Origin of the sequence: Serinicoccus sp. CNJ-927 (genome assembly GCF_001942435.1) — a bacterium.
In the GTDB taxonomy this organism is placed as follows: Bacteria; Actinomycetota; Actinomycetes; order Actinomycetales; family Dermatophilaceae; genus Ornithinicoccus; species Ornithinicoccus marinus.
This window is the reverse complement of record NZ_MKKF01000003.1, coordinates 1-21,245: the sequence shown is the minus strand read 5'-3', so window position 1 is coordinate 21,245 and position 21,245 is coordinate 1. Positions and strand designations below refer to the sequence as shown.

General features: G+C 70.5%; 23 protein-coding genes. 14 read left to right on the top strand and 9 right to left on the bottom strand.

What is annotated here, in order from left to right:
- Window positions 1-4 precede the first annotated feature (4 nt).
- Window positions 5-673 (bottom strand): HAD family hydrolase, encoded by a 669-nt coding sequence (locus BJF86_RS01135; RefSeq protein ID WP_075816630.1) that lies wholly within the window; start codon window positions 671-673, stop codon window positions 5-7.
- A 37-nt stretch (window positions 674-710) separates the two neighbouring features.
- Window positions 711-1,280 (bottom strand): sugar O-acetyltransferase, encoded by a 570-nt coding sequence (locus BJF86_RS01130; RefSeq protein ID WP_075816629.1) that lies wholly within the window; start codon window positions 1,278-1,280, stop codon window positions 711-713.
- Window positions 1,281-1,445: 165 nt separating this feature from the next.
- On the opposite strand from BJF86_RS01130, the gene BJF86_RS01125 reads away from it, so the two are divergent.
- A complete protein-coding gene (locus tag BJF86_RS01125) occupies window positions 1,446-2,267 on the top strand; it encodes a phosphatase PAP2 family protein (RefSeq protein ID WP_075816628.1) in 822 nt (273 codons plus the stop codon).
- Between the two features lie 9 nt (window positions 2,268-2,276).
- Entirely contained in the window at window positions 2,277-3,314 is a 1,038-nt protein-coding gene (locus BJF86_RS01120; protein ID WP_075816627.1) for an ArsO family NAD(P)H-dependent flavin-containing monooxygenase, read from the top strand.
- On the opposite strand, the gene BJF86_RS01115 is transcribed toward BJF86_RS01120, so the two are convergent.
- Window positions 3,301-3,879 carry a sugar O-acetyltransferase gene (locus BJF86_RS01115; RefSeq protein WP_075816626.1) on the bottom strand — a complete coding sequence of 193 codons (579 nt, stop codon included), beginning with the start codon at window positions 3,877-3,879 and terminating at the stop codon, window positions 3,301-3,303. The two genes, BJF86_RS01120 and BJF86_RS01115, sit on opposite strands and share 14 nt — an antisense overlap.
- A 241-nt stretch (window positions 3,880-4,120) precedes the next feature.
- On the opposite strand from BJF86_RS01115, the gene BJF86_RS01110 reads away from it, so the two are divergent.
- The 3 genes from BJF86_RS01110 to BJF86_RS01100 are packed head-to-tail and all read left to right on the top strand — an operon-like array spanning window position 4,121 to window position 5,840.
- Window positions 4,121-4,756 carry a methyltransferase family protein gene (locus BJF86_RS01110; RefSeq protein WP_075811949.1) on the top strand — a complete coding sequence of 212 codons (636 nt, stop codon included), beginning with the start codon at window positions 4,121-4,123 and terminating at the stop codon, window positions 4,754-4,756.
- Window positions 4,753-5,172, top strand: a complete 420-nt coding sequence (locus tag BJF86_RS01105; protein ID WP_083652623.1) for an ArsR/SmtB family transcription factor — start codon at window positions 4,753-4,755, stop codon at window positions 5,170-5,172. The genes BJF86_RS01110 and BJF86_RS01105 overlap by 4 nt, the downstream gene beginning before the upstream one ends.
- Window positions 5,169-5,840 (top strand): cation diffusion facilitator family transporter, encoded by a 672-nt coding sequence (locus BJF86_RS01100; protein WP_075816687.1) that lies wholly within the window; start codon window positions 5,169-5,171, stop codon window positions 5,838-5,840. Before BJF86_RS01105 ends, BJF86_RS01100 begins: the two co-directional genes overlap by 4 nt.
- Here the strand turns inward: BJF86_RS01100 and BJF86_RS19440 are convergent.
- The gene (locus BJF86_RS19440; RefSeq protein ID WP_414819923.1) at window positions 5,734-6,060 is read right to left on the bottom strand and encodes a HipA domain-containing protein; all 327 of its coding nucleotides are present in this window, start codon (window positions 6,058-6,060) and stop codon (window positions 5,734-5,736) included. The two genes, BJF86_RS01100 and BJF86_RS19440, sit on opposite strands and share 107 nt — an antisense overlap.
- A gap of 71 nt (window positions 6,061-6,131) precedes the next feature.
- Between BJF86_RS19440 and BJF86_RS01090 the strand changes: the two genes are divergently transcribed.
- Window positions 6,132-6,938 (top strand): patatin family protein, encoded by an 807-nt coding sequence (locus tag BJF86_RS01090; RefSeq protein ID WP_158068340.1) that lies wholly within the window; start codon window positions 6,132-6,134, stop codon window positions 6,936-6,938.
- A 6-nt stretch (window positions 6,939-6,944) separates the two neighbouring features.
- Here BJF86_RS01090 and BJF86_RS01085 read toward each other — a convergent pair whose 3' ends face one another.
- Window positions 6,945-7,616, bottom strand: coding sequence for an alpha/beta fold hydrolase (locus tag BJF86_RS01085; RefSeq protein WP_075816625.1), 672 nt, complete (start codon window positions 7,614-7,616; stop codon window positions 6,945-6,947).
- Window positions 7,613-8,122 (bottom strand): VOC family protein, encoded by a 510-nt coding sequence (locus BJF86_RS18090; protein ID WP_075816624.1) that lies wholly within the window; start codon window positions 8,120-8,122, stop codon window positions 7,613-7,615. The genes BJF86_RS01085 and BJF86_RS18090 overlap by 4 nt, the downstream gene beginning before the upstream one ends.
- Before the next feature lie 123 nt (window positions 8,123-8,245).
- Here BJF86_RS18090 and BJF86_RS01075 point away from each other — a divergent pair, with 123 nt between their 5' ends.
- The 6 genes from BJF86_RS01075 to BJF86_RS01050 all read left to right on the top strand — a co-directional run bounded on the left by BJF86_RS01075 (window position 8,246) and on the right by BJF86_RS01050 (window position 15,312).
- The gene (locus BJF86_RS01075; protein ID WP_022925330.1) at window positions 8,246-8,686 is read left to right on the top strand and encodes an OsmC family peroxiredoxin; all 441 of its coding nucleotides are present in this window, start codon (window positions 8,246-8,248) and stop codon (window positions 8,684-8,686) included.
- A 77-nt stretch (window positions 8,687-8,763) separates the two neighbouring features.
- On the top strand, window positions 8,764-9,600 hold the full coding sequence (locus BJF86_RS01070) for a crotonase/enoyl-CoA hydratase family protein (protein WP_083652631.1): 837 nt from the start codon (window positions 8,764-8,766) through the stop codon (window positions 9,598-9,600).
- Between the two features lie 14 nt (window positions 9,601-9,614).
- Window positions 9,615-11,006, top strand: a complete 1,392-nt coding sequence (locus BJF86_RS01065; protein WP_075816623.1) for a DUF2254 domain-containing protein — start codon at window positions 9,615-9,617, stop codon at window positions 11,004-11,006.
- The gene (locus tag BJF86_RS01060) at window positions 11,003-11,842 is read left to right on the top strand and encodes a mechanosensitive ion channel family protein (RefSeq protein ID WP_075816622.1); all 840 of its coding nucleotides are present in this window, start codon (window positions 11,003-11,005) and stop codon (window positions 11,840-11,842) included. The genes BJF86_RS01065 and BJF86_RS01060 overlap by 4 nt, the downstream gene beginning before the upstream one ends.
- Window positions 11,843-11,886: 44 nt before the next feature.
- Window positions 11,887-14,370, top strand: coding sequence for an excinuclease ABC subunit A (locus BJF86_RS01055; RefSeq protein WP_075816621.1), 2,484 nt, complete (start codon window positions 11,887-11,889; stop codon window positions 14,368-14,370).
- A gap of 429 nt (window positions 14,371-14,799) precedes the next feature.
- Window positions 14,800-15,312, top strand: a complete 513-nt coding sequence (locus tag BJF86_RS01050) for a toll/interleukin-1 receptor domain-containing protein (RefSeq protein WP_202817292.1) — start codon at window positions 14,800-14,802, stop codon at window positions 15,310-15,312.
- A 339-nt stretch (window positions 15,313-15,651) separates the two neighbouring features.
- On the opposite strand, the gene BJF86_RS01045 is transcribed toward BJF86_RS01050, so the two are convergent.
- The 3 genes from BJF86_RS01045 to BJF86_RS01040 all read right to left on the bottom strand — a co-directional run bounded on the left by BJF86_RS01045 (window position 15,652) and on the right by BJF86_RS01040 (window position 20,055).
- Window positions 15,652-18,249, bottom strand: a complete 2,598-nt coding sequence (locus BJF86_RS01045; protein ID WP_075816620.1) for a hypothetical protein — start codon at window positions 18,247-18,249, stop codon at window positions 15,652-15,654.
- Between the two features lie 238 nt (window positions 18,250-18,487).
- Complete coding sequence (locus tag BJF86_RS17220) at window positions 18,488-19,225, bottom strand: hypothetical protein (RefSeq protein ID WP_237768028.1); 738 nt, start codon at window positions 19,223-19,225, stop codon at window positions 18,488-18,490.
- Between the two features lie 149 nt (window positions 19,226-19,374).
- Window positions 19,375-20,055, bottom strand: coding sequence for a hypothetical protein (locus tag BJF86_RS01040; protein WP_237768027.1), 681 nt, complete (start codon window positions 20,053-20,055; stop codon window positions 19,375-19,377).
- 387 nt (window positions 20,056-20,442) lie between these two features.
- On the opposite strand from BJF86_RS01040, the gene BJF86_RS01035 reads away from it, so the two are divergent.
- Together BJF86_RS01035 and BJF86_RS01030 are read left to right on the top strand one after the other, a co-directional pair.
- Window positions 20,443-20,649: an antitoxin MazE-like protein gene (locus BJF86_RS01035; RefSeq protein ID WP_066638586.1), complete on the top strand. Its 207-nt coding sequence runs from the start codon at window positions 20,443-20,445 to the stop codon at window positions 20,647-20,649.
- The gene (locus BJF86_RS01030) at window positions 20,646-20,972 is read left to right on the top strand and encodes a type II toxin-antitoxin system PemK/MazF family toxin (protein WP_022923225.1); all 327 of its coding nucleotides are present in this window, start codon (window positions 20,646-20,648) and stop codon (window positions 20,970-20,972) included. The genes BJF86_RS01035 and BJF86_RS01030 overlap by 4 nt, the downstream gene beginning before the upstream one ends.
- Window positions 20,973-21,245: the final 273 nt, after the last annotated feature.

The following is a 21,245-nucleotide window of genomic DNA, read 5'->3' as shown; positions in this document are numbered from 1 at the left end:
CCGGTCAGCGGCCCTCGACGAAGAGCTCGTCCAGAGACGTCACTCGACGCACGCCCGCGTCCGCGTGCTGGTCGCGCCGATCCACGAGGACCGCGTCCAGACCGGCCGCGAGCGCCCCCTCGACATCGGCGGCCAGTGAGTCCCCCACCATGAGCGTCTCCTCCGGCGCGACACCGAGCCGGTGCACCGTGGTGAGGAAGGCTGGCGGATCGGGCTTGCCCGCAGGCAGCTCGGAGGAGCAGACCACCGCCTCGAACCGCTCCGTCAGACCGACCCGGTCGAGCTTTCGCAGCTGCTGCTGCGACTCACCGTTGGTGAGGATCGCGAGCCGTATCCCGTGGCCAGCCAGGCGGTCCAGGACCGGGGGAACATCCGGGAAGACGCGCCAGCCCGCCTCGTACCTCGAGAGATAGCCCGCGAAGACTATGTCGGCCCCGTCGTCGCTCAGCTCACGCCCGAGGAACTCGCGGACACGCTCGCGACGCTGCTCCTGGAAGGTGATCTCTCGCCGCTGGTAGCGGCGGTAGTGCCGCTCGGCGACCGCGTCCCACCGTCGAGCGACCTCAGGACCGACCACGCCGAGCTCGGCCGCCCAGGAAACCACCGCTTCGTGCGCCGCGGTGCGCTGGTCCACGAGCGTGTCGTCGAGGTCGAAGATCACGGCACGCGGCATGGCGCGATCCTCACACGCGCCGGGGTATGCCCGTGGCTCAGTCGTCGATCGAGCGGACCACCCGCGCGGGGACCCCGGCGACGACCGTCCGGGCGGGCACGTCCTTGGTGACCACCGCGCCGGCACCGACGATGGCCCCGTCGCCGATGGTCACGCCGGGCACCACGGTCACGCTCGCACCCAACCAGACGTCCTGGCCGATCCGCACCGGGGCCGGGATCATGTCGCCGCGACGGGCGGGGTCGACGCCGTGGTTGAGCGTGGTGATCGTCGAGCCGTGCCCGACGAGCGACCGGTCGCCGATCGTGATGCCGCCGGTGTCCTGGAAGCGGCAGCCCATGTTGACGAAGACGCCCTCGCCGAAGGTGAGATTCTTGCCGAACTCGCTGTAGAACGGTGGGAAGACCGTGACCGAGACCGGCACCTCCCGCCCGGTGAGCTCGCAGAGCAGCGCCCGGACCTCCTCCGGCGGGTGGTATGCCCCGTTCAGCTCGGCCACGACGCGCAGCGCCTCCTGGCTCGCCCCGTGCATGAAGGCGTGCGCGTCAGAGCCCGCCTCGATGAGCTGACCGGCGGCGACGTGCTTCAGGAATTCCACCAGGTGCATACCTCGCATCGTGCCACGCCCCCGCGTCGTCGGATTTCTGTGACCACCGCCACAATCCCTCTCGCCAAGCGCTGACCTGCGAAGTTCGCTATCCTAGGAACGCCAGGATGCCCAGGGGAGCGCATCAGGGAAATCACAGGGAATCCAACTACCGTGGGGTAAAGAATGCTGACCTTTCGTCGTCTGACCAGTCTGCCGGTGCTCATCGGCATGCTGGTGCTGGTGACGGCTCTGGTCGCCGGCCCGCTGCGCGAGTTCGACCGCTCCCTGCACGGCTTCTGGTCCGACGAGCTCACCCCGCGCTGGACCGACTTCCTCGACCAGGTCCCCAACGCCGTCGCAGGACAGGCGGTCTGCCTGCCCATTCTGCTGGCGGTCGCCTTCACCCTGGCTTGGAAGCACCGCACCTGGCGCCCGATCCTCATCGCCGGCGCGGTCGAGGCCGGGTTCTACGGCGTGGTCGGCGGCCTCAAGATCGTCCTCGCGCGCACCTCCCCCAAGGCCGACGACGTCTCCGGCCGCTTCTTCAACGGGGGCGCCGCCGAGCACGGCTGGTACGGCATGACCTACCCCTCCGGCCACGCCGCCGAGGCGATCCTCATCTACGGCGCCGCGGCCTACCTCATCGTCATCTACTCCCACCCGGACTCCCGCGTCAGGCGGCGGCTCGGCTGGGTGCTGGCGCTCATCACGGTCAACGCGGTCGCCGTCGCCTACTACCTCGGCTACCACTGGCCCTCCGACCTCATCGGCGGCATGCTCACCGGCGCCATCGTGCTCCGCGCCGTCATCGACGCCGACCAGTGGCTGCTGCGTCGCCGCACCCGCGCCCTGTGGGAGCGCGTCCTGCGCAGCCGGGAGGCGGCGGTGCGCCCGCGGCCGGTCTCGGTCACCCGACCGGCCCCGGCACCGCGTCCGGTGCGACCCCGCACCCCGGTCGGCGCCGGTCACCGGCAGCACGACCGCGAGCCCGAGCTCGTCCCCTAGCCTGACCCGGTGACTTCCGCCGACACCCAAGCGCTCGTCGTCGGCGGTGGACAGGCGGCGCTCGCCGCGTCCTTCTACCTCCGTCGCCGCGGGGTGCAGCACGTGCTGCTCGACGCGGCGGACGAGCCGGGCGGCGCGTGGCGGCATACCTGGCCCTCGCTGCGGCTCTTCTCCCCCGCCGCCTACTCCTCCCTCCCCGGCTGGCGCATGCCCGCGGTCGAGGGTGCCGACAACCCCGACGCGAGCCACGTCGTCGACTACCTCACCCGCTACGAGGAGCGCTACGACGTGCCTGTGCGACGGCCCGTCCGCGTGCTCGACGTGCGGCGCCGCGGCGGCGCCTACGAGGTGGCCACCGATTCCGGCACCTGGCGGGCGCGCGCGGTGATCGGCGCGACGGGCACGTGGTCTCGGCCGTTCGTCCCGGCGGTCCCGGGGCTCGCCGAGTTCGGTGGTCGCCAGGTGCACAGCGGGCGGTATGCCGGTCCCCGCGCCTTCGCGGGCCGACGGGTGCTCGTCGTCGGCGGGGCCAACTCGGGCGCGCAGATCGCCGCCGACCTCCTCCCGGTCGCCGAGGTGACGTGGGCGACGCTGGGCGAGCCGCGCTACCTGCCCGACCACGTCGACGGGCGCGAGCTCTTCCGCGTCGCGAGCGCCCGGCTGCGCGGCGAGGGCGAGGGTGTCGGCGGGCTGGGCGACATCGTGGCGGTGCCGCCGGTGCGGGCGGCGCGCGACGCAGGCGGTCTCGTGGCGACGCCGATGGTGCGGCGCCTCACCCGGGACGGGGCCGTCGGTGCGGACGGGGTCGAGCGGCCCCTGGACGCGGTCGTGTGGTGCACCGGCTTCCGGCCCGAACTGTCCTGGCTCACCGGGCTCGACCTGCCTCGCCGCGACGGGCAGGTCCTGACCGACGGCACGCCCACCGTGCCTGGGGTGCCCGGGCTGTTCCTCCTCGGCTACGGCGACTGGTGCGGCCCGGCCTCGGCGACCCTCATCGGCGTGGGTCAGTGGGCGCGGCGGGTCGCCGAGCAGGTCACAGCTGCTTGACGACCCGGGCGGGGTTGCCGAGGGCGACCACGTCGGCGGGGAGGTCCTTGGTGACGACGGCCCCGGCGCCGACGACGGTGTTGTCACCGATCGTGACGCCCGGGCAGACGATGACCCCGCCACCCAGCCAGACGTTGTCGCCGAGGGTGATCGGCTCGGCGGCTTCGAGCTTGTCGCGGCGCGGCTCGGGCTCGACCGGGTGCGTCGGGGTGAGCAGCTGCACGTTGGGTCCGATCTGGCAGTCGGCACCGATGGTGATGGGCGCGACGTCGAGCAGCACCAGCCCGTAGTTGGCGAAGGTCCGTGGCCCCACTCGGGTGTGGACGCCGTAGTCGCAGTAGACCGGCGGTTTGAGGTAGGCGTCCTCACCCAGCTCGCCGAGCAGCTCCTCGAGCACCTCGCGGGCGGTGTCCGGCTCCTCGGCGGTGCGCCGGGCATACTCCGCCTGCAGCCGCAGCGCCCGCTGCGCGATCTGCGCGCTCTCCGGGTCGTCGGCGATGTAGAGGTCCCCGGCGAGCATGCGCTCGCGGTTGGTGCGGTCGTCCCCGGCGAAGTAGTCCTTCATGGCTCCGACGCTACCGGCCAGGGCCTTTCCCGCGGCCCCCTCCCGGGACCGACGTCCACGACCCGGAGACCGGGCATACCCTGCTGTTCATCGAGGTGGGTGACGCTCGCCTACCCCGAGGGCAGCCAGTTCTGCGTGCTGTCCTCCCGGGCGGAGCTGGCGGCCCGCGGCTGATGCGCGCTGCTTCCACTGATCGCTGAGAGCCGCTATCATCGGTCATCTCCGATGAAAGGATGCGGCCATGGGGTGGCTGGCGCTGGGGTTGTTCGTGCTGTATGCCGGGATCGGCTTCGGCTGGCGCAGCTGGGTGCAGTGGCGGCGCACCGGCGACCACGGACTGCGGGGGTTCAGCGGCCGGGCGTTGTCGGTGGAGTGGTGGGCCGGGATGAGCTTCGGGCTCGCCACGCTGCTCGTCGCCCTCGGCCCGGTCGACGCGATCGCGGGCTGGACGCCGATCGTCACGCTGGAGCGGCCGTGGGTCGCCGCGCTCGGCACCGCGCTGACGCTGGCGGGGATCGCCGGGACCGTGTGGACGCAGCTGGCGATGGGGGCGAGCTGGCGGGTCGGCGTCGACGACTCCGAGCGCACCGCACTCGTGACCTCCGGGCCGTTCGGGCTCGCCCGCAACCCGATCTTCACGATGATGGTGCTCACCGTCGGCGGGTTGTTCCTCATGGTCCCCACCCTCACCTCGCTGCTGGGTCTGGTCCTCTTCGTCGTCGCGGTCCAGCTCCAGGTGCGGGTCGTCGAGGAGCCCTACCTGCGGCGCACGCACGGTCAGGGGTATGCCGACTACCTCGCCTCGGTGGGTCGCTTCGTGCCGGGCCTGGGGGTCGACCGGCTGGGATCCGGAGAGCACGCGGGGTCGGTGCGATGAGCGCGGCGCTGGCCTCGGGCCGCGCGGCGGAGCGCGAGGCGTCTGTGCGTGGCGCGGAGCGTGAGGCGGCGACGCGGACGGCGGAGCGTGACGCGGCGGTCCGTGCCGCGGCGCTCTTCCACGGGCTGAGCGACCCCTCGCGGGTGGCGATCCTGCGGCACCTGCTGCTCGGCGAGCACAACGTGCGGGAGCTGACCGAGCACCTCGATCTGGCCCAGTCCACGGTGTCCGGGCACCTCGCCTGCCTGCGCGGCTGCGGGCTGGTGTCCGCCCGGAGCGTGGGCCGGTCCACGATGCTCAGCGTGGCCGATCCGGCCCTGGTCACCTCGCTCCTCGCCGCCACCGAGGAACTGCTCGCCGCCACCGGCGACGCCGTCGTGCTGTGCCCCGCGAGCGGACCGGGGGTGCGGCGATGACGTCGGTCGAGCTAGTGACGCCCGGCGCGGCGGGCCGCCGCCGGACCCTGCAGCGGCGGGCGAGGCTGCTCGCGCTGGCCTCGGTGGTCTACAACGTGCTCGAGGCGGTCGTCGCGATCGCGGCGGGTCTGGTCGCCGGGTCCGTCGCCCTCGTCGGCTTCGGCCTGGACTCGGTGGTCGAGGTGAGCAGCGGCCTCATCGTGCTGTGGCAGTTCAGCCACCGCCTTCCCGAGCAGCGGGAGAAGCAGGCGCTGCGGATGATGGCGATCGCCTTCTTCGCCCTGGCCACCCTCGTCTCGGTGGAGTCGGTGCGGGCGCTGGTCTCGGGGCGCGAGGCGGAGACCTCCATGGTGGGGATCGGGCTCGCCGTCGCCTCCCTCGTCGTCATGCCGGTCCTGTCCTGGGCGCAGCGACGGACCGGCCGGGCCCTGGGCTCCAACGCCGTGGTCGCGGACGGCACGCAGACGCTGCTGTGCACCTACCTCTCTGCGGTGCTGCTCGTCGGCCTCCTGCTCAACGCGACGCTCGGCTGGTCCTGGGCCGACCCGCTGGCCGGGCTGGTCATCGCCGGCATCGCGCTGCGCGAGGGCGTGCTGGCCTGGCAGGGCAAGGGGTGCTGCGCGCCCTCCGGCGGCGGGTGCGGCTGCACCGGCGGCACCTGCTGCTGATCAGCAGCCGAGGTCGCGACGGCGTCGCCGCAGGGTGCGCGCGGCGGGGCGGCCCGTAGGGCACCGTGCTGGGCACGTCGTAGACCGGGGCGACGCGCCACTCGCCGTCACGCTGCAGGACGGACAGGTTCTTGGCGTGCAGGTCACCGTTGCCGGTGGCCCAGGCCGTGGTCCGAGCCCCGGCGCCTGAGCCCCTAGGCTGACCTGCGTGACCGAGCAGCAGCGGCGTCTGGTGGGCGACACCGCCCTGGTCTTCGAGGGCGGAGGGATGCGGGCGCATACACCTCGGGGGTGGTCGTGACCCTGCTCGAGGCGGGGATCGACCTGGGCTGGGTGGGCGGGATCTCGGCGGGGGCGAGCAACACCTGCAACACGCTGTCGCGTGACGCCTGGCGCGCCCGACACAGCTTCACCGACTTCGCGGCCGACCCCCGCTTCGGTGACTGGCGCAGCTTCGCGCGGGGTCGTGGGTGGTTCGACGCGGAGTACATCTACGAGCAGACCGCCCTCCCGCACCAGGCGCTGCCCTTCGACTTCGCGACCTTCGCCGCGCACCCGGCGCAGCGGCGGATCGGCGCCTTCGACGCGGTCAGCGGGGAGCAGGTCTACTGGGGCCGCGACGACCTCGCGACGATGCGCGACCTCATGGTGCGGGTGCGGGCGTCCTCGACGATGCCGGTGGTCATGCCGCCGGTGACGATCGACGGGAGGGTCTACGTCGACGGCGCGCTCGGCCCGTCCGGAGGCATACCGCTGGACGCGGCGCGGGCCGACGGCTTCGAGAAGTTCCTCGTCGTGCTGACGCAAGAGCGCGGCTACCGCAAGACGCCGCAGCGCGGGCTGGGCTACCTGCGGCGGCACTTCCGCCGCTACCCCGCGGTGCCGGAGGCGATGGCGCTGCGGGCGGAGCGCTACAACGCGGTGCGGGAGGAGCTGTGGGAGCTCGAGACGAGCGGGGCGGCATACCTCTTCGTGCCGGAGCGTATGCCCGTCGGCAACGGCGAGCGCGACGTCGCCAAGCTGCGCGCGAGCTACGACGCCGGGCTCGCGCAGGCCCGCCGCGAGCTTCCCGCCATCCGCGACTTCCTCGGGATCTGAGGACCCTCAGGCGTCCAGGAAGTCGCGCAGCAGGTCGACCAGGGCGGCGGAGGCGTCCTCGTTGAGGGCGTGGCCGGCGCCCTCGACGATCCGCAGCCGCGCCCCGGGTATGCCGTCGGCCAGCGCCCGCGCACCCGGCTGGTTGGCCTTGTCCTTGGCCCCGACGAGCACGAGCGTGGGCGCCTGCACCTTGGGGAGCGCGTCGGTCAGGTCGGCAGAGCGGGCCACCTCCAGCGCCTGCAGCAGCCGGTCCTTTGAGACCCCGGCGTCGGCCAGGCGGGCCGCGGGCACGAGCCTGAGCGCGGCGCCCTGGGCCCGCATGAGCATCCGCGGCGGGCGGACCTGCCCGGCGATGAGCACGAGCCGCCGCACCCGCTCGGGGAAGTCCGCCGCGAGCCGGGTCGCGACCATCGCGCCGTAGGACAGCCCGCACAGGTCGACCCCCTGCATCCCTTCGAGCATGAGCTGCTGGTCCAGCGCGGCAGCCGCGTCGTCGAGCGGCAGCACCCGCTGCTCGGTCGGGCGCAAGCCGGGGACCCACGGGGTGAGCAGCCGCCGGCTGCCGTAGAGCGCGACGACGACGTCCTCCCAGGCCATCGGCGCCTGGCCGACGCCGTGCAGCAGGACGAGCGGGGCAGGGTCGCCGCCGGCGCCGGTCTCCGGGACGCCCTCGGTCATCGCTCGTCCGCCGCGGCGTCGTCCCTCGCGGCTTGCGCCGCGGCGGCGTCACCGGCGGCCCGCTCTTCCGGGGTCTGGTCGGCCACCTCGTCGGCGTGCCGGTCCCGCGCCTCGGTGTCGTCCTGCGCCGTCTCCCCCTGCTCCTCCGAGCCCGCACCGTCGTCCCCCGTCCCGTGCGGGTCGCTGACGCAGAACTCGTTGCCCGCCGGGTCGGTCATCACCGTCCAGCCGAAGTCGTCCACGTCGTGGGTCCGCACGACGTCGCCGCCGAGCTCCACGAGCCGGGCGACCTCGGGGGCGCGGTCACCGCCGGAGAGGTCGAGGTGCAGCCGGTTCTTGCCGGGCATGACCTCCTCGACCCGCTGCAGCCCCACCGCCGGCTCACCCCGCAGGATGACGAAGTCGCCCCAGTCGACGGCCACCTCGGTCTGCAGCGCCTGGGTCCAGAACTCCACCATCGGCTCCAGGTCGACGCAGTCGATGGTCACCATGTTGACGCTCAGCATGCGCCCCATCGTGTCAGGTCTGTCCCGGCCCCGGAGGGTATGCCCGCGCCTAGGCGCTCGGAATGCCCGGGCATACCTCCCGGTTGACGCCCACGACAGCGCAACCCGACGAAAGGACCCATCGTGCCCACTCGCACCGCACGCACCGCCTGGACCGGCTCCCTGCAGGACGGCAACGGCACGGTCGAGCTGGCCAGCTCGAAGGCCGGCAGCTACGACGTGTCCTTCCCGAAGCGCTCGGCCGAGGACGCCGGCGGCGCCACCTCCCCCGAGGAGCTCATCGCCGCGGCCCACTCCTCCTGCTACGCCATGCAGCTCTCGGCCTTCGTCGCCGAGGCCGGCGGCACCCCGCAGGCGCTCGACGTCTCCGCCGACGTCTCGCTCGGCGAGGACCCGGCCGGTGGCTTCAAGCTCACCGGCATCACGCTCACCGTCCGCGGCGAGGTGGACGGGCTCGACGAGGCCGCCTTCGTGCAGGCCGCCGAGAAGGCCAAGGAGCAGTGCCCCGTGAGCAAGGCCCTCACCGGCGTTGACATCACCCTGGACGCCGCGCTGGAGTCCTGAGCCCCCCGACCCGCCCCCACCCACCGGCCAGACCTTCCGTCCGGGCGGTGGGGGCGGGGTCTGGGATGCTGCGGGGTATGCCGACCCACCAGCGCAGCGAGCACGTCACCGTCGAGCGGGGGGCCGACGGCGTCGCGCACGTCCGGCTGGCCCGCCCGGACAAGCTCAACGCCCTCACCCTGGGCATGCTCGACGACCTCGTCGGCACCGCGCGCAGCCTGGGCAGGGACCACACCGTCCGCGCGGTCGTCCTCTCCGGCGAGGGCCCGGCCTTCTGCGCCGGCCTCGACCTGCGGGCCGCGCTGACGGACCCGGTCGGCATCGGCACCCGCTTCCTCCCCCGGCCCTGGCGCGGCACCAACGTCTTCCAGGAGGCGTGCTGGGCCTGGCGCCGGCTGCCCGTGCCGGTCGTGGCCGCGGTCCACGGGCACTGCCTCGGCGCAGGCATCCAGCTCGCGCTCGGCGCCGACCTGCGCACCTCGACTCCTGACGCGTCCTGGTCGGTCCGCGAGGTGCGCTGGGGGCTGGTGCCCGACATGACCGGCATCCGCTCGCTCGCCGAGCTCGTCGGCGTCGACGTCGCCAAAGAGCTCACCCTCAGCGGCCGGCTCGTCCCCGGCGGCGAGGCCCACGACCTGGGCCTGGTCACCCGCACCGGCACCGACCCGGTCGCCGAGGCCCGCACCCTGCTCGAGCCCATGCTCGCCCACGACCGCACCGCCCTGGCCCGCGCCAAGCGGCTCTTCACCACCTCCTGGCACTCCTCCCCGCGGGTCACCTTCGCCCGCGAGCGCCGCGCCCAGCTCGGGCTGCTCGCCCGCCTCGCGCGCGACCGCAGCGGCCTCCCCGGCGGCACCCGACCCACGACCAGCGGCGAGGGTGCCGGTCGAGGTGCGGCCGGGCATACCCCCTGACAGGCTGTGCCCCGATGACCGAGGCGACCAACCAGACCACCCGTGACGCGGACCACGACGATCTCGACGACGTCGGCGTCCTGCCGAGGACCCGCAGCATCACCCGGTGGGACCGGTTCTGGCGGCCGTTCTGGATGCTGCCGACGGTCATCGTCGTGCTCGCCACGGTGACCGGCGCGCTGCTGCCGGAGTGGGAGAAGACCTTCGACGAGCACCTGCCCTTCGTCTTCCAGGGCGGCCCGGGCGGCGCGCGCGACATGCTCGGCAACATCGCCGGCGCGATGATCTCGGTGACCGGCCTCGTCTTCTCGATCACGATGGTCGTGGTGCAGCTCGCGAGCAGCCAGTTCAGCCCGCGCGTGCTCAGCGACTTCCTCTCCAGCCGGATCACGCAGGCCACGCTGGGCATCTTCGCCGCGACCTTCACGTATGCCCTCACCGTGCTCCGGTCGGTGCGCGGCGACACGGGCGACATCACCGCCTTCGTGCCGCAGATCTCGATCACGCTCGGCTTCCTGCTGGTGCTGGCGAGCGTGGCGATGTTCCTCGCGTTCATCCACCACATCACCACCTCGATCCAGGTCTCCTCGATCGTGTCCCACCTCGGGGAGTCGACGATGGCGATCGCCGACCGCTACTTCCCTCGCTCGGACGACCCGACCGCGCAGCGCCGCGACGCGCGGTGGGACGAGCCGGAGCAGCAGGCGCCGCTGACCGTGGAGTCGCAGGAGCACGGCTACGTCGTCGAGATCGACCACCGTTCGCTCGTGAGCTGGGCGACCGAGCGCGACGCCGTCGTGCAGGTGCTCACCCCGGTCGGGCGCTACGTCACCGAGGGCGCGCCGGCGCTGCGCGTCTGGGGCCTCGACGTGCCCGGCGCCCCGGTCACCGTCGCCGAGCACCGCGACGACCAGGAGGAGCTGGAGTCCGAGCTCGACCTCGCGACGCTGCGCCGGGCGGTCGCCGTGGAGCAGGACCGCGCCTTCAACCAGGACCCGGCGGTCGGCATGCGCAAGCTCGTCGACATCGCCGAGCGGGCGCTGAGCCCGGGCATCAACGACCCGACGACCGCGAGCCAGGTCATGGACGAGATCCACCGGATCCTGCGGCGGGTGGTCACGCGGCGCGACCTGCCCCGGGCGGTTCGCCACGACGGAATCGTCCGGCTCGTTCACACCCCGCAGCGGGTGGAGGAGCTCATCGACCTCGCGCTCGAGGAGGTCCTGCACTACGCGGAGAACTCACTGCAGGTGCCGCGGCAGGTCCTCTTCATCATCGAGCGGCTGCGGCCGGTCGCGCTGCCGGAGTATGCCGAGGCGCTCGACCACTGGGAGCGCGTCGCCGAGCAGATCGTCGAGCGGGCGCGCGCCGACGACGAGGCCGCGCCGACGGAGCAGCGCGCGTGAGCCTGCCCGAGATCACCTGGAAAGGCGTCGCCGTCGCGGCGGCGGTGCTCGTCGGGTCGGTGCTGCTGGGCCAGGTGGTGCGGATGGCCTTTGGCCGGGCGCTGCGCTGGCGGGGCCGCAGCAAGGAGTCGGCGCAGGTCTTCGGGCGGCTGCTCGGCTGGGTCGTCGTGGCGCTCGGGATCGGGATCGCGCTGACCGTGCTCTTCCCCAGCGTGCGGCCGGTCAACATCCTCGGCGGTGTCGGGATCGTCTCGATCGCGGCGGGCATCGCCTTCCAGACGGTGCTGGGCAACCTCTTCGCCGGCATCGTCATCCTGGCGCGCGACCGGATCCAGGTCGGCGACCAGATCGCGCTGCTGGAGCAGGCGGGCACGGTCGTCGAGATGAGGCTGAGCTCGACCTCGGTGCGGACCTTCGACGGGCGGCTCGTGCTGGTTCCCAACGGGGTGCTCCACAGCAACCTGGTCACGGTGCAGACCGGCTACGAGCACGTGCGCAGCTCGATCACCATCGAGCTCGCGGACGACGACGACCTCGCCAGCGCGCAGGACCTGGCGGTCGGCACGATGCGCGCGCTGCCGCAGGTGCTCGACGAGCCCTCCCCGGAGGCCTTCTTCACCGCCGTCGGCACCAAGGCGGTGGTGCTCGAGCTGCGCTTCTGGTCCGGCGCCCGGCAGCTCGAGACCAAGGAGGCCACCGACGCGGTGATCCAGGCCGTGCTCGGGGCCTTCGCCGACGCGGGCATCGAGACGACCTCCGACGCGGTGACGGTCGACGCCGGGCCGCGGCTGCAGCGGACGCTGCGCGAGACCTTCGGCGAGCAGGGGCCGGCCTGACCGGCGCGGTCGGGCTGGCGAGCCCCCGGCATACCCTGACCGGCATGGACGGTCGGATCGAGGTCTGGGGAGCGCGGCTGCACAACCTGCGCGACGTCGACGTCAGCCTCCCCCGCGACGCGCTGGTCGCGGTGACCGGGGTGAGCGGGTCGGGCAAGTCGAGCCTGGCCTTCGGCACGATCCACGGGGAGTCGCAGCGGCGCTACCTCGACTCCGTCGCGCCGTATGCCCGTCGCCTCCTGCACGGCGCGCTCGACCCGCAGGTGAGCGACGTGGGCGGGCTGCCGCCGACGGTCGCGCTGGAGCAGGGCCGGGGTGCGGGCGGCGCGCGGTCGACCGTCGGCACGGTGACCACGACCGGCGCGACGCTGCGGATGCTGCTGAGCCGGTGCGGGGCATACCCCGAGGGCGCGGAGCGGCTGGACTCCGACCACTTCTCGGCGAACACCGCGGTCGGCGCCTGCCCGGAGTGCGGCGGGCTCGGGGTGGTGCACGAGCCGACCGAGGCCTCGATGGTGCCGGACGACTCGCTCTCGATCGCCGAGGGCGCGATCGCGGCGTGGCCGGGGGCGTGGCTGGGCAAGAACTACCGCGACATCGTCGCCACGCTCGGGCACGACATCGACGCGCCGTGGCGCGAGCTGCCCGCGGCGACGCGGGAGTGGATCCTCTTCACCGACGAGCAGCCGGTGGTCACGGTGGTGCCGGTGCGCGACGCGGAGCGGATCAACCGGCCCTACCAGGGCACGTTCTCCTCGGCGGCACGGTATGTCCGGCGCACCCTCGCGGAGACGAGGAGCGCGACGTCGCGGCGGCGGATGCTGCGCTTCGTCGAGACGCGGCCGTGCCCGGAGTGCGGTGGGCGGCGGCTGCGGCCGGACGCGCTGGCGGTGACGTGGCAGGGGCTGGCGATCGACGAGGTGGCGGCGCTGCCGGTGAGCGGGTTGGTGTCGGTGCTGCGCCGGCGGCGCGAGGAGCTCGGCGGCGGGGCGGGTATGCGCGCCTCCGGGTCGGGTGTGGCGTCGCCCGGGCCGGGCGATGCGTTGGCGCAGGCGGAGTCCGTGCTGGTCGAGGACCTGCTGGGGCGGTTAGAGCTGCTGCTCGACCTGGGGCTGGGGCACCTCTCGCTGGACCGGCCGGCGGCGGGCGTGTCGTCGGGCGAGCTGCAGCGGCTGCGGCTGGCGACGGCGCTGCGGTCGGGGCTCTTCGGGGTGGTCTACGTGCTCGACGAGCCGTCGGCCGGGCTGCACCCGCGCGACGTCGACCAGCTGATGCGGCTGCTGCGCGCGCTCGTGGCGGCGGGCAACACGGTCGTGGTGGTCGAGCACGACATGGCGGTGGTGCGGGAGTGCGACTGGGTGGTCGACGTCGGCCCGGGTGCCGGCCGGGACGGCGGGGAGGTGCTGTGGTCCGGGCCGGTCGAGGGACTGGCCGGGGTGGAGGAGTCGCCGACCGCGGCGTACCTGCACGAGCCGGTGCACCTTGCTGAGGTGCTGGGCGAGGGCGCGGCAGTTGGTGGGCGGCAGCCGTCGGGGACGTTGGAGCTGCGCGGGTTGCGGCGGCATACCGTGCGGGGCGTCGACCTCGACCTGCCGCTGGGGGTCCTCACCGTGGTGACGGGGGTGTCCGGGTCGGGCAAGACGAGCCTGCTGGACGCTGTGCACGACGTGGTCGGGGGCCAGCTCGCGCGGGTGGAGGACCTGGAGGAGTCCGTGGAGGCGGACGGGGAGGAAGACGAAGGGATCGACGAGGGCGAGGCCGATGCCTCGACAGGATCGGTGCGGGCGGTGGGCGCGGGGGCGCCCCGGCGGGTCGTGCGGATCACGCAGAAGCCGATCGGCCGGTCGCCGAGGTCGACGCTGGCGACCTACACCGGGCTGTGGGACGCGGTGCGCAAGACGTTCGCTGCGACGCCGGAGGCGCGGGAGCGCGGCTTCACCGCGTCGCGCTTCAGCTTCAACACCACGGCCGGGCAGTGCCCGACGTGCGGGGGCGAGGGCGCGGTGGCGGTGGAGCTCCTCTTCCTGCCCGGCACGTATGCTCCGTGCCCCACGTGTCACGGCGACCGCTTCGGGCCGGAGACGCTGGAGGTGCGGTGGCAGAGGCATACCGTCGCCGACCTGCTGCGGATGAGCGTGCGCGAGGCGCGAGAGGTCCTGGCCGAGGTGCCGGCGGCGGCACGGGCGTTGGAAGCGTTGGACGCGCTGGGGCTGGGCTACCTGCAGCTCGGGCAGTCCGCCACCGAGCTCTCCGGCGGCGAGGCGCAGCGGATCAAGCTGGCGACAGAGCTGCAGAAGCAGCGCCGCAGCGCCACGCTCTACCTCTTCGACGAGCCCACCACCGGCCTGCATCCCGCCGACGTGCACCGTCTCCTGGCGCAGCTGCACGCGCTCGCGGCGGGAGGACACACCGTCGTCGTGGCTGAGCACGACCCGGTGGCTGTGGCGACGGCAGACGTAGTGGTCGAGCTGGGGCCGGGTGCTGGGGATGAAGGCGGCCGAATCGTGGCGGTCCGTGGGCGGACGTGACATCACTGTCATGCCGATGTCCGGATGCTGCACTGGCGGTCAGCACGGCCAATTGCACCGCCCATGAGCAACGGGTCGCAGCGAACAATCGCGTCCCCCTGGGGGTGTAACCCCGCACGCAATCCCGCCCAGGACCGGGAAGATGGGAACGGTTCTGGGGGCATGTCGGAGGTCGCCACTACCATTGGCCACATGCCTCAATGCACTGCGCCCGTGCTGGGCCACATCAGGGGCGGTGGCGCCGACTGCCCAGTTCACGGACGCGGCGGAGGCTACGCGCCGCCGCGATCGTACCCGTCCTACTCAGCACCGCCCGCAGCCGTGCGTAGGGGCGGGAGCTCGTCGAGCAGCAGCGGGGGCGGGGGACGTCGCACGGCCCGGCCGGCCTGGCAACCGAGCACGTCAACTGTTTCGTATACCCCGCAGCAGGTGCGCGACCTCGAGCCCGTCCGTGCGGCCGCGGTGGCACGAACCCAGGAGCACGACGTCTTCCTCTGTCACGCCTGGCCCGACCGCCAGGCCGATGCGAAGGACGTCTACGACCTCCTCGTCGAGGAGGACATCTCGGTATGGTTCAGCGAGGTGAGCCTGCGGCCCGGCACGGACATGCGAGTGGCCATTGAAAGGGGGCTGGTGAGTTCGCGTCTGGGGATCGTCTTAGTGACGCCCGCGATGCTCGACAAACTACGCACAGACCGAAGTGTCGCGAACGCTGAACTCAGCGCGCTGTTGCGCCGCAACCTGCTGGTGCCGGTCATGCACGGTGTGACGTTCGAGGACCTGGACCAAGTGAGTCCCACGCTTGCGTCACGTGGTGGATTCAGCACGGCGGAAGAGCCTATGGGGAAAATCGCGGTGAAGATCGCCGAACTCGTCGGAACGCTCGCCGATGAAGATGCAGACGAACTAAGAACTGCTTCGGCCCCGAGTAGCGCCGGGTAGGAACGGGACTACGCCTCGAGGCGTCCTCGATAACCGATTGGTTCCGGACCTCTGGGAAATTTGAGAGTGCAGGCTCATGCCGCATCTGTGTGGTGGAGCAGCAGACGCCCATCAGTCGCCGCATGACCCTCGAAATTGTCTCCTGAACCGGGTCTTGACGTCGCTCGTCTACGGGACGGGAAGAGTCTGAAGCGCCCAAACATGGAACGGGGTGACGCTCACATCGACATCACTTCGTTCCTCGAAAGGTGGCGAGTATTAGCGGCTATTCGAGGGCTGAGGTGCCAGTTCTCGTCCAGTTCCCACTTACGGGTCGCAGGTACCTCGTCAGCGTACGAACTATTTCACGTTCTGTAGTGCATACATGGTGCGCAGCCAGCCGGAGACAACTAGGCCGAGGAGGGTACGCGCGTTCGACCGGTCCTTCTCGGTCAGGGGTGAGGGCTTGGTCTGTCCCTTCTTCGTGGCGTGACCCTGCCTGATTTCGTGTAGGCCGAGGACCTGAGCGACCCACGGGAAGCGTTGCTGCACGTGCTGTCTACCTGCGACGCTGCCGGGGTTGCCTTCGTCCCGGACCCTGATCTTCTCGGTGTCAACTCCCTTCACGGGATGCCCGGCGTCAGCGGCTGCGATGATGGCGGAGAACATGAGCTCGTCCGCCAGAGAGGTGGAGGCGGTGACGAACGCCGTGGGGATCGCCGCTGTGCTGTTGGTCTGGAGCACTTCGTTGGCGGCGTGAACAAGCCTCTCGGCGTCGTCGGTGCCGTCACGGGGTGCGCCGGCTGACACGAGGGCGTTGGTGGCGGTCTCACCTGTGAGGTCAAGCAGTCTACGCACCGCGTCGGTCGCGGCCTTCGCGTGAACGCGAGTGAGGGCGTTCCCGTAGAGATCCCGGGCGTCCGCGTCGGTTTCCGCATCGTAAACCGCTTCAAGACGTGGGATGTCGACCGCCTGTAGCGTGGAGCGGTTGAGTACCTCGGCGGCGGCGAGGTTCACGTCCGCGTCATCTGCTCCGGCGAGATCTATAGCGGCCGCGTAGCTGCGGTCAGCGTCCGCGACGGCAGCCAGACGGAGGGCGTCAGCGCGATCACTCGTTGGGCAGGAGAAATCCTGCGCTGTGTCGATCAACACGTCCGCCAGGTGCGCTCGCAGCGAAGACAGCGACTGATGAGGTACTGCCCGCTTCTGATCGGCGTCCACCGCGACCCGGACGAGAGCCTCCAGATCGACCCGTTCCTCCTCGAGGTGTTCCGCCCAGGCGCACCCAGCCTCGACAAGGTCGCTGTGCCGGTGGGCGCCCAGCAGCGACCCGATGCGCTCAAGGACCTTCGCGTCTGTTTCCTCGTCCGCAAGTCCGTGCGCCAGGGCGGCCCGGATGGTGCACGCCACGACATCTGGCGCGGGCCGTTCCGCCTGTACGGGGTGTCCCAGCGCATCGACCAAGTGGCAGGCACGTTCGTGGACTACGTCGGCGTGCCCGAGCGCAGCAACCTCTAAAGCGGTAGACCACGCGTCCAAATCGTTGCTGCCTACCGTGTCGAGCAGCGCGACCACCTGCTCGGGGGAGAGCATCCGGCTACCCCACCCCAGCAGACGGATTGCGAGCGTCGGTGTGCTCGCGCGCGAAACGACTTCCAATACCGCCCCGCTCTGCACGTACGCCACCGTGGTCTCCTCGTCGGCCAGGACCAAGTCGAGCAGGGCCGGTGGAGCGACCATGGTTTGGAAATGGGGAGCAAGCCGTCGCAGGAACGGCAGCCCGAGGCGCCGCGCGGTTTCAACGGCCATGTCGGTCCACTCGGGCGCTGGGATCCGTCGCCCCGTTCCGGGTTCTGCCTCGCTCAAACGGACAGCCATCTGGGTCACCACGTCAGCGATCTTGTACACGGCACGGGGGTGCTCGGCGTGGCGTTGTGAGGCGGTGATGACCGTCTCGGGAGTCGCGGCCTCCGTGAAGGCGGAAACCAGTTGATTCGTCGGGTCTGCGAGCAGGACGTGCCAGGCCACGTCGCGGACCAAGGGCTTGCCGTCCTTCTTCAGGTATCGGGCGGCGCCGTCAGGCAGGGCGTGACCGGCTTCGACGAGCTGGGCCGCGATGGAGGCATCCGACGCCCAGTCCAGCCCGTAGGCAGCTGTGTACACGCCCGAGATCTGGTCGACCGTCATGATGTCACGCACTAGGGCGGCCACTGCCTCCTTCCCCAACGCTTGCCCGAAGTCACTCGTCGCCACGCGGCCCAAACCGTATCGCCAGTGCGAATAGAACCAGCTGGTCACCCAATCACCGTCCAGCCGTGAGGCGATACGACCGACCGCCGCGTCGTCCAAGTCGCCGGAAAAGGCCGTCACCTCCGTCAGGGCAGCCCGCGCGGCTCGCTTTTCGGTAGTCGTCTTGAGCGCGCCGAGAGCGTCCAGCCGGTGAATCCTGTCGGGCAGCGACACCTCCGTACGTGTGGCATCCCTGACCACGAGGGCACGGTCCTTCGGGTCTTTAGACCTGCTCAACAACTGTATAGCCGCGTCGCGCAGTGGCCCGGTCGCGGGCGCGTCTTTGGTGATCTTGCGGGCAGCCTTGAGCCTGCCGTCTGAAACGGGAGCGGCAGAGACGAGTCTGGCGACCGCAGCCGCTTGCTCGGATGCGGGCAAGCCAACGGCCGCCTTCACCAAACGCCCCACAGCTGCCTCTGTCTGTGCATCGAGAGGGATGGTGCTCGGCAGTTCGGACTTGACCTCACCCCAGAGAACATCCGTGAGCTCCAGAATAAGGAGCCAAGCCAGGGCGTCCCCCCTGTTGGAGGCCTTGGCAAGTAGCCTGACGGCCTCTCCGGAGTTCGAACCGCCTGCGGCGACGATAGCCGCCAGCGCCCTGTAGTTGCCGTCACGGCCCAGCGATGCCGGCGTGAGCGCTCGGCGGGTCAGCTTAGGTTCGGAGGCCACACTGCGAGGATATCTAGAGGGACCGACAATCCTGGGAGCGACGCAGTCCTGGGCCAGGTCCACATGTGTGGATCACGGATGGAGAGGCGCTCGCCCGAAGTTGAGTCCTTATCCTCATACGTGGAGGGACGAAGCCCGCCGACGCGCTACTTTGCCGCTGAGTGACAGCCGCAGCCGCGAATTCGCGAGCACGTCACCTCTCGACGCATTTCCACGGCCCACGGGGGACTGAGCTGACCTACGTCACCCGAAAGGCGCCAACATAAGCGACACGATGTTCGTTTGTCCTTGCAGCGATTAGGTCTACGGAAGAAGTCAGTCGGTGATCGATGACCATCCCCTGGTTCGAAGACGCCTGCACGACCCTCCCTGCAGATGCCGTGAGGGCCCGGTGGTGCCAAAGGAGGTTCTTCCGGGTGTTTCTCAGGTTGGCGATCCTCCAGAGCAGAATGAAATTGTCAATAACAAGTGTCCCTGGAACTGGTGACGCTTGGGTGCGCAACGCATACAACTTGTCCGCATCGGACCGCAGCTTAGCCTCGTCGACCCGCATGGCTTTCGCTCGCTTCGGGCTAGCTATCTGGAAAAAGCCAAACTCGAGACGGATTTCTCGCTTCTGTGGAGCCGAGGCCGACCCAGGGATCGGCAGTTCGCCGAAGAGCGAGATGTCGATGGTTGGATGGCGCCCGGACCCAGTCGACCGTTTTGCGACTGGCCGTTCCCATACAGCAGCGAGCTTCTGCCGTTCCAGCCACCGTTGCGCCAAAGTGTGAAACTTCCCCACCACTGATACTTCGTAGCTCTCATTACGAGCAAAAGGGCGCATCTCTTCCGGTATCTCCGCCTGATCACGTTCCAGAACGAATCGCTCTGCGTCCACCGACTCGATCGCCCCTTGCAGGATGAGGACCAACTGCTCCAAATCCAACGCCGCATCTGACGGGCGGCCTCGACTCCCATAGGTGACTTTCCGCATTGGTAGACCCTCTCGTGTGATGGTCTCTCACAGGCTATCCACTTGCCGTGGACCGGAAGAGGCGCCGCTCCGGTAGGTGTACGCCCGTTTGTTCGCGATGCATCCGCTCATGCCGCGTGCAGGTAGTGGCAGCGCGGTCGTCAACAGGCTCAGGTGCTTCGGCCCACAGACTTGAGTGAGTCCTCAATGTGGTCGAGGAGCTCGTCACCGTATGCGGCTACGTGGCTCAGCACGGAGCTGCCAGAGGAGTGCAGGTTGATCCACCTGCCGAAGTTGTCTGTCACGGTGACCTCCGTAGCGCCGGTCTCGCAATCACGGGCCAGGAGTGCCAGGTAGGGCCACCGGTCACGAGACTTCGGGCCCCATTCCCACGCACCCATGATGCGCAGCCACGCACGCGAACCGCGCCGCAGGGTCACGACCTCAGCAGCACCAGAGCCATGTACACGCCACGAACTGCTCTTCTCCAGCTGGGCCGCCGCCACGGCAGGCTCAACACCGGCCACCAAGACGGTTCGCCGGTAAAAACCTCCACCCTCGCGTCGACCCACCACAATCGGGGTCGCGTGGTCATGCGAGATGACGGTTTCCTCACCGTCGTCTCCTGGCTCGTGAACTCTCGAACCTGCGGCACCTGGACGGCGGGCCATCATGCGCTGATTCATTTTCATGCCGAGCCACAACATGGCAGGAACGAAGAAGGCCGCCCAGACCACCCCTCCCAGGATCGACAGGAGGAGTGGTTCCCCGAACATGAGCATTCCCGCGGCATAGAGAGCGGCAGCCAAAAAGAAGAACACCGCGGCTGCCTTCCAGTTGATGCCTCGCATCACATCCAACCCTCCTGCCTCCTCGGCGCGTCGCCGCCAGCACTGGCGAGACCCCCTGAATACTTGCGTCCTCGGACTATTGTGCGGGACTGTACTCGCTGTCGCCCAGAGCGCCGGCAAGAACTGTGACCGGTGATGCGCCTCCGAACTTTCTCGATGACGCCGCCCCCTGGTCCACTTCAATCCCCCGAGCGTCTGACGTGACAGCGCGGCAACGAACAGTCATACCGACACGGTCCTCACCGTGACCCCCACGGCAGCGCCGACCGGTGCCATCCGCTGCTGCCGCTGGTCGCTCGGCGGGTGAGGTGGGGACCCAAATCTTGGTGCGCTGTTAGGGACGTAGCCGCCTTCCGCTGCACTGTCGTTACATGTAACGTGGGAGGCATGACGGTGAAGCATCGAGTCAGCGAGTACCGGCGCAGGATGCGCGCACGCGGACTTCGACCCGTGCAGATCTGGGTGCCGGACGTGCGTAGCGAGCGCTTCGCACAGGAGGCCGAACGTCAGGCGGCCCTGGTCGCCAGGGCGGACGAGCAGTCCGATGACCAGGAGTTCGTCGAAGCCGTCACCGCCCCCTGGGACGAGGAGTGAGGCGCGGCGAGCTGTGGACCGTCGCCGGGGGTGTCTACGCCTCCAAGCCGAGGCCCGCACTGATCGTGCAGGACGACCTCTTCGAGGGCACTGCCTCGGTGACCGTGGCGCCCCTGACGACGACGCTGGTAGATGCCCCTCTGCTTCGCGTACGCGTCGCCGCCGATGATTTCACCGGCCTGCAGCACGACAGCCAGGTCATGATCGACAAGGTCACCACAGTCCGCCGCGAGAACGTCGGTACCCGCATTGGCCGCCTGGCGCCCGAAAGTCTCGTGGAGGTCGAACGCGCCCTCATGGCTTTCCTCGGCCTGGCTAGGTAGCGGACGAGAGACCACTGCGGACATCCGCTACTGCAGCGCTCAGGACGTCTGCGGCGTCCGTTCGGCAATACTCATGTCTATGTCTGGCCTCGAGGACGCCCTGGTTGAGCTCGCGCGAAGCAATTACCAGGGGGCGGTCTTAGTGGAGTCCTGCAGAGTGGTGTACGAGCACCGGGGTGAGCGTGTCCTGCTGAGGTAGGCGCGGCCACCGGTGTGATCCTTCGAGTGATCTCTCACAACCGACTCGAAACGGAGCACCACGATGGCCGCTGG

Excerpts from the sequence above, each read along its gene's own strand:
- BJF86_RS01135 (WP_075816630.1), bottom strand. The coding sequence starts at position 673 with ATGCCGCGTGCCGTGATCTTCGACCTCGACGACACGCTCGTGGACCAG.
- BJF86_RS01130 (WP_075816629.1), bottom strand. The coding sequence starts at position 1,280 with ATGCACCTGGTGGAATTCCTGAAGCACGTCGCCGCCGGTCAGCTCATC.
- BJF86_RS01125 (WP_075816628.1), top strand. The coding sequence starts at position 1,446 with ATGCTGACCTTTCGTCGTCTGACCAGTCTGCCGGTGCTCATCGGCATG.
- BJF86_RS01115 (WP_075816626.1), bottom strand. The coding sequence starts at position 3,879 with ATGAAGGACTACTTCGCCGGGGACGACCGCACCAACCGCGAGCGCATG.
- BJF86_RS01110 (WP_075811949.1), top strand. The coding sequence starts at position 4,121 with ATGGGGTGGCTGGCGCTGGGGTTGTTCGTGCTGTATGCCGGGATCGGC.
- BJF86_RS01105 (WP_083652623.1), top strand. The coding sequence starts at position 4,753 with ATGAGCGCGGCGCTGGCCTCGGGCCGCGCGGCGGAGCGCGAGGCGTCT.
- BJF86_RS01100 (WP_075816687.1), top strand. The coding sequence starts at position 5,169 with ATGACGTCGGTCGAGCTAGTGACGCCCGGCGCGGCGGGCCGCCGCCGG.
- BJF86_RS01085 (WP_075816625.1), bottom strand. The coding sequence starts at position 7,616 with ATGACCGAGGGCGTCCCGGAGACCGGCGCCGGCGGCGACCCTGCCCCG.
- BJF86_RS18090 (WP_075816624.1), bottom strand. The coding sequence starts at position 8,122 with ATGCTGAGCGTCAACATGGTGACCATCGACTGCGTCGACCTGGAGCCG.
- BJF86_RS01070 (WP_083652631.1), top strand. The coding sequence starts at position 8,764 with ATGCCGACCCACCAGCGCAGCGAGCACGTCACCGTCGAGCGGGGGGCC.
- BJF86_RS01065 (WP_075816623.1), top strand. The coding sequence starts at position 9,615 with ATGACCGAGGCGACCAACCAGACCACCCGTGACGCGGACCACGACGAT.
- BJF86_RS01055 (WP_075816621.1), top strand. The coding sequence starts at position 11,887 with ATGGACGGTCGGATCGAGGTCTGGGGAGCGCGGCTGCACAACCTGCGC.
- BJF86_RS17220 (WP_237768028.1), bottom strand. The coding sequence starts at position 19,225 with ATGCGGAAAGTCACCTATGGGAGTCGAGGCCGCCCGTCAGATGCGGCG.
- BJF86_RS01040 (WP_237768027.1), bottom strand. The coding sequence starts at position 20,055 with ATGCGAGGCATCAACTGGAAGGCAGCCGCGGTGTTCTTCTTTTTGGCT.
- BJF86_RS01035 (WP_066638586.1), top strand. The coding sequence starts at position 20,443 with ATGACGGTGAAGCATCGAGTCAGCGAGTACCGGCGCAGGATGCGCGCA.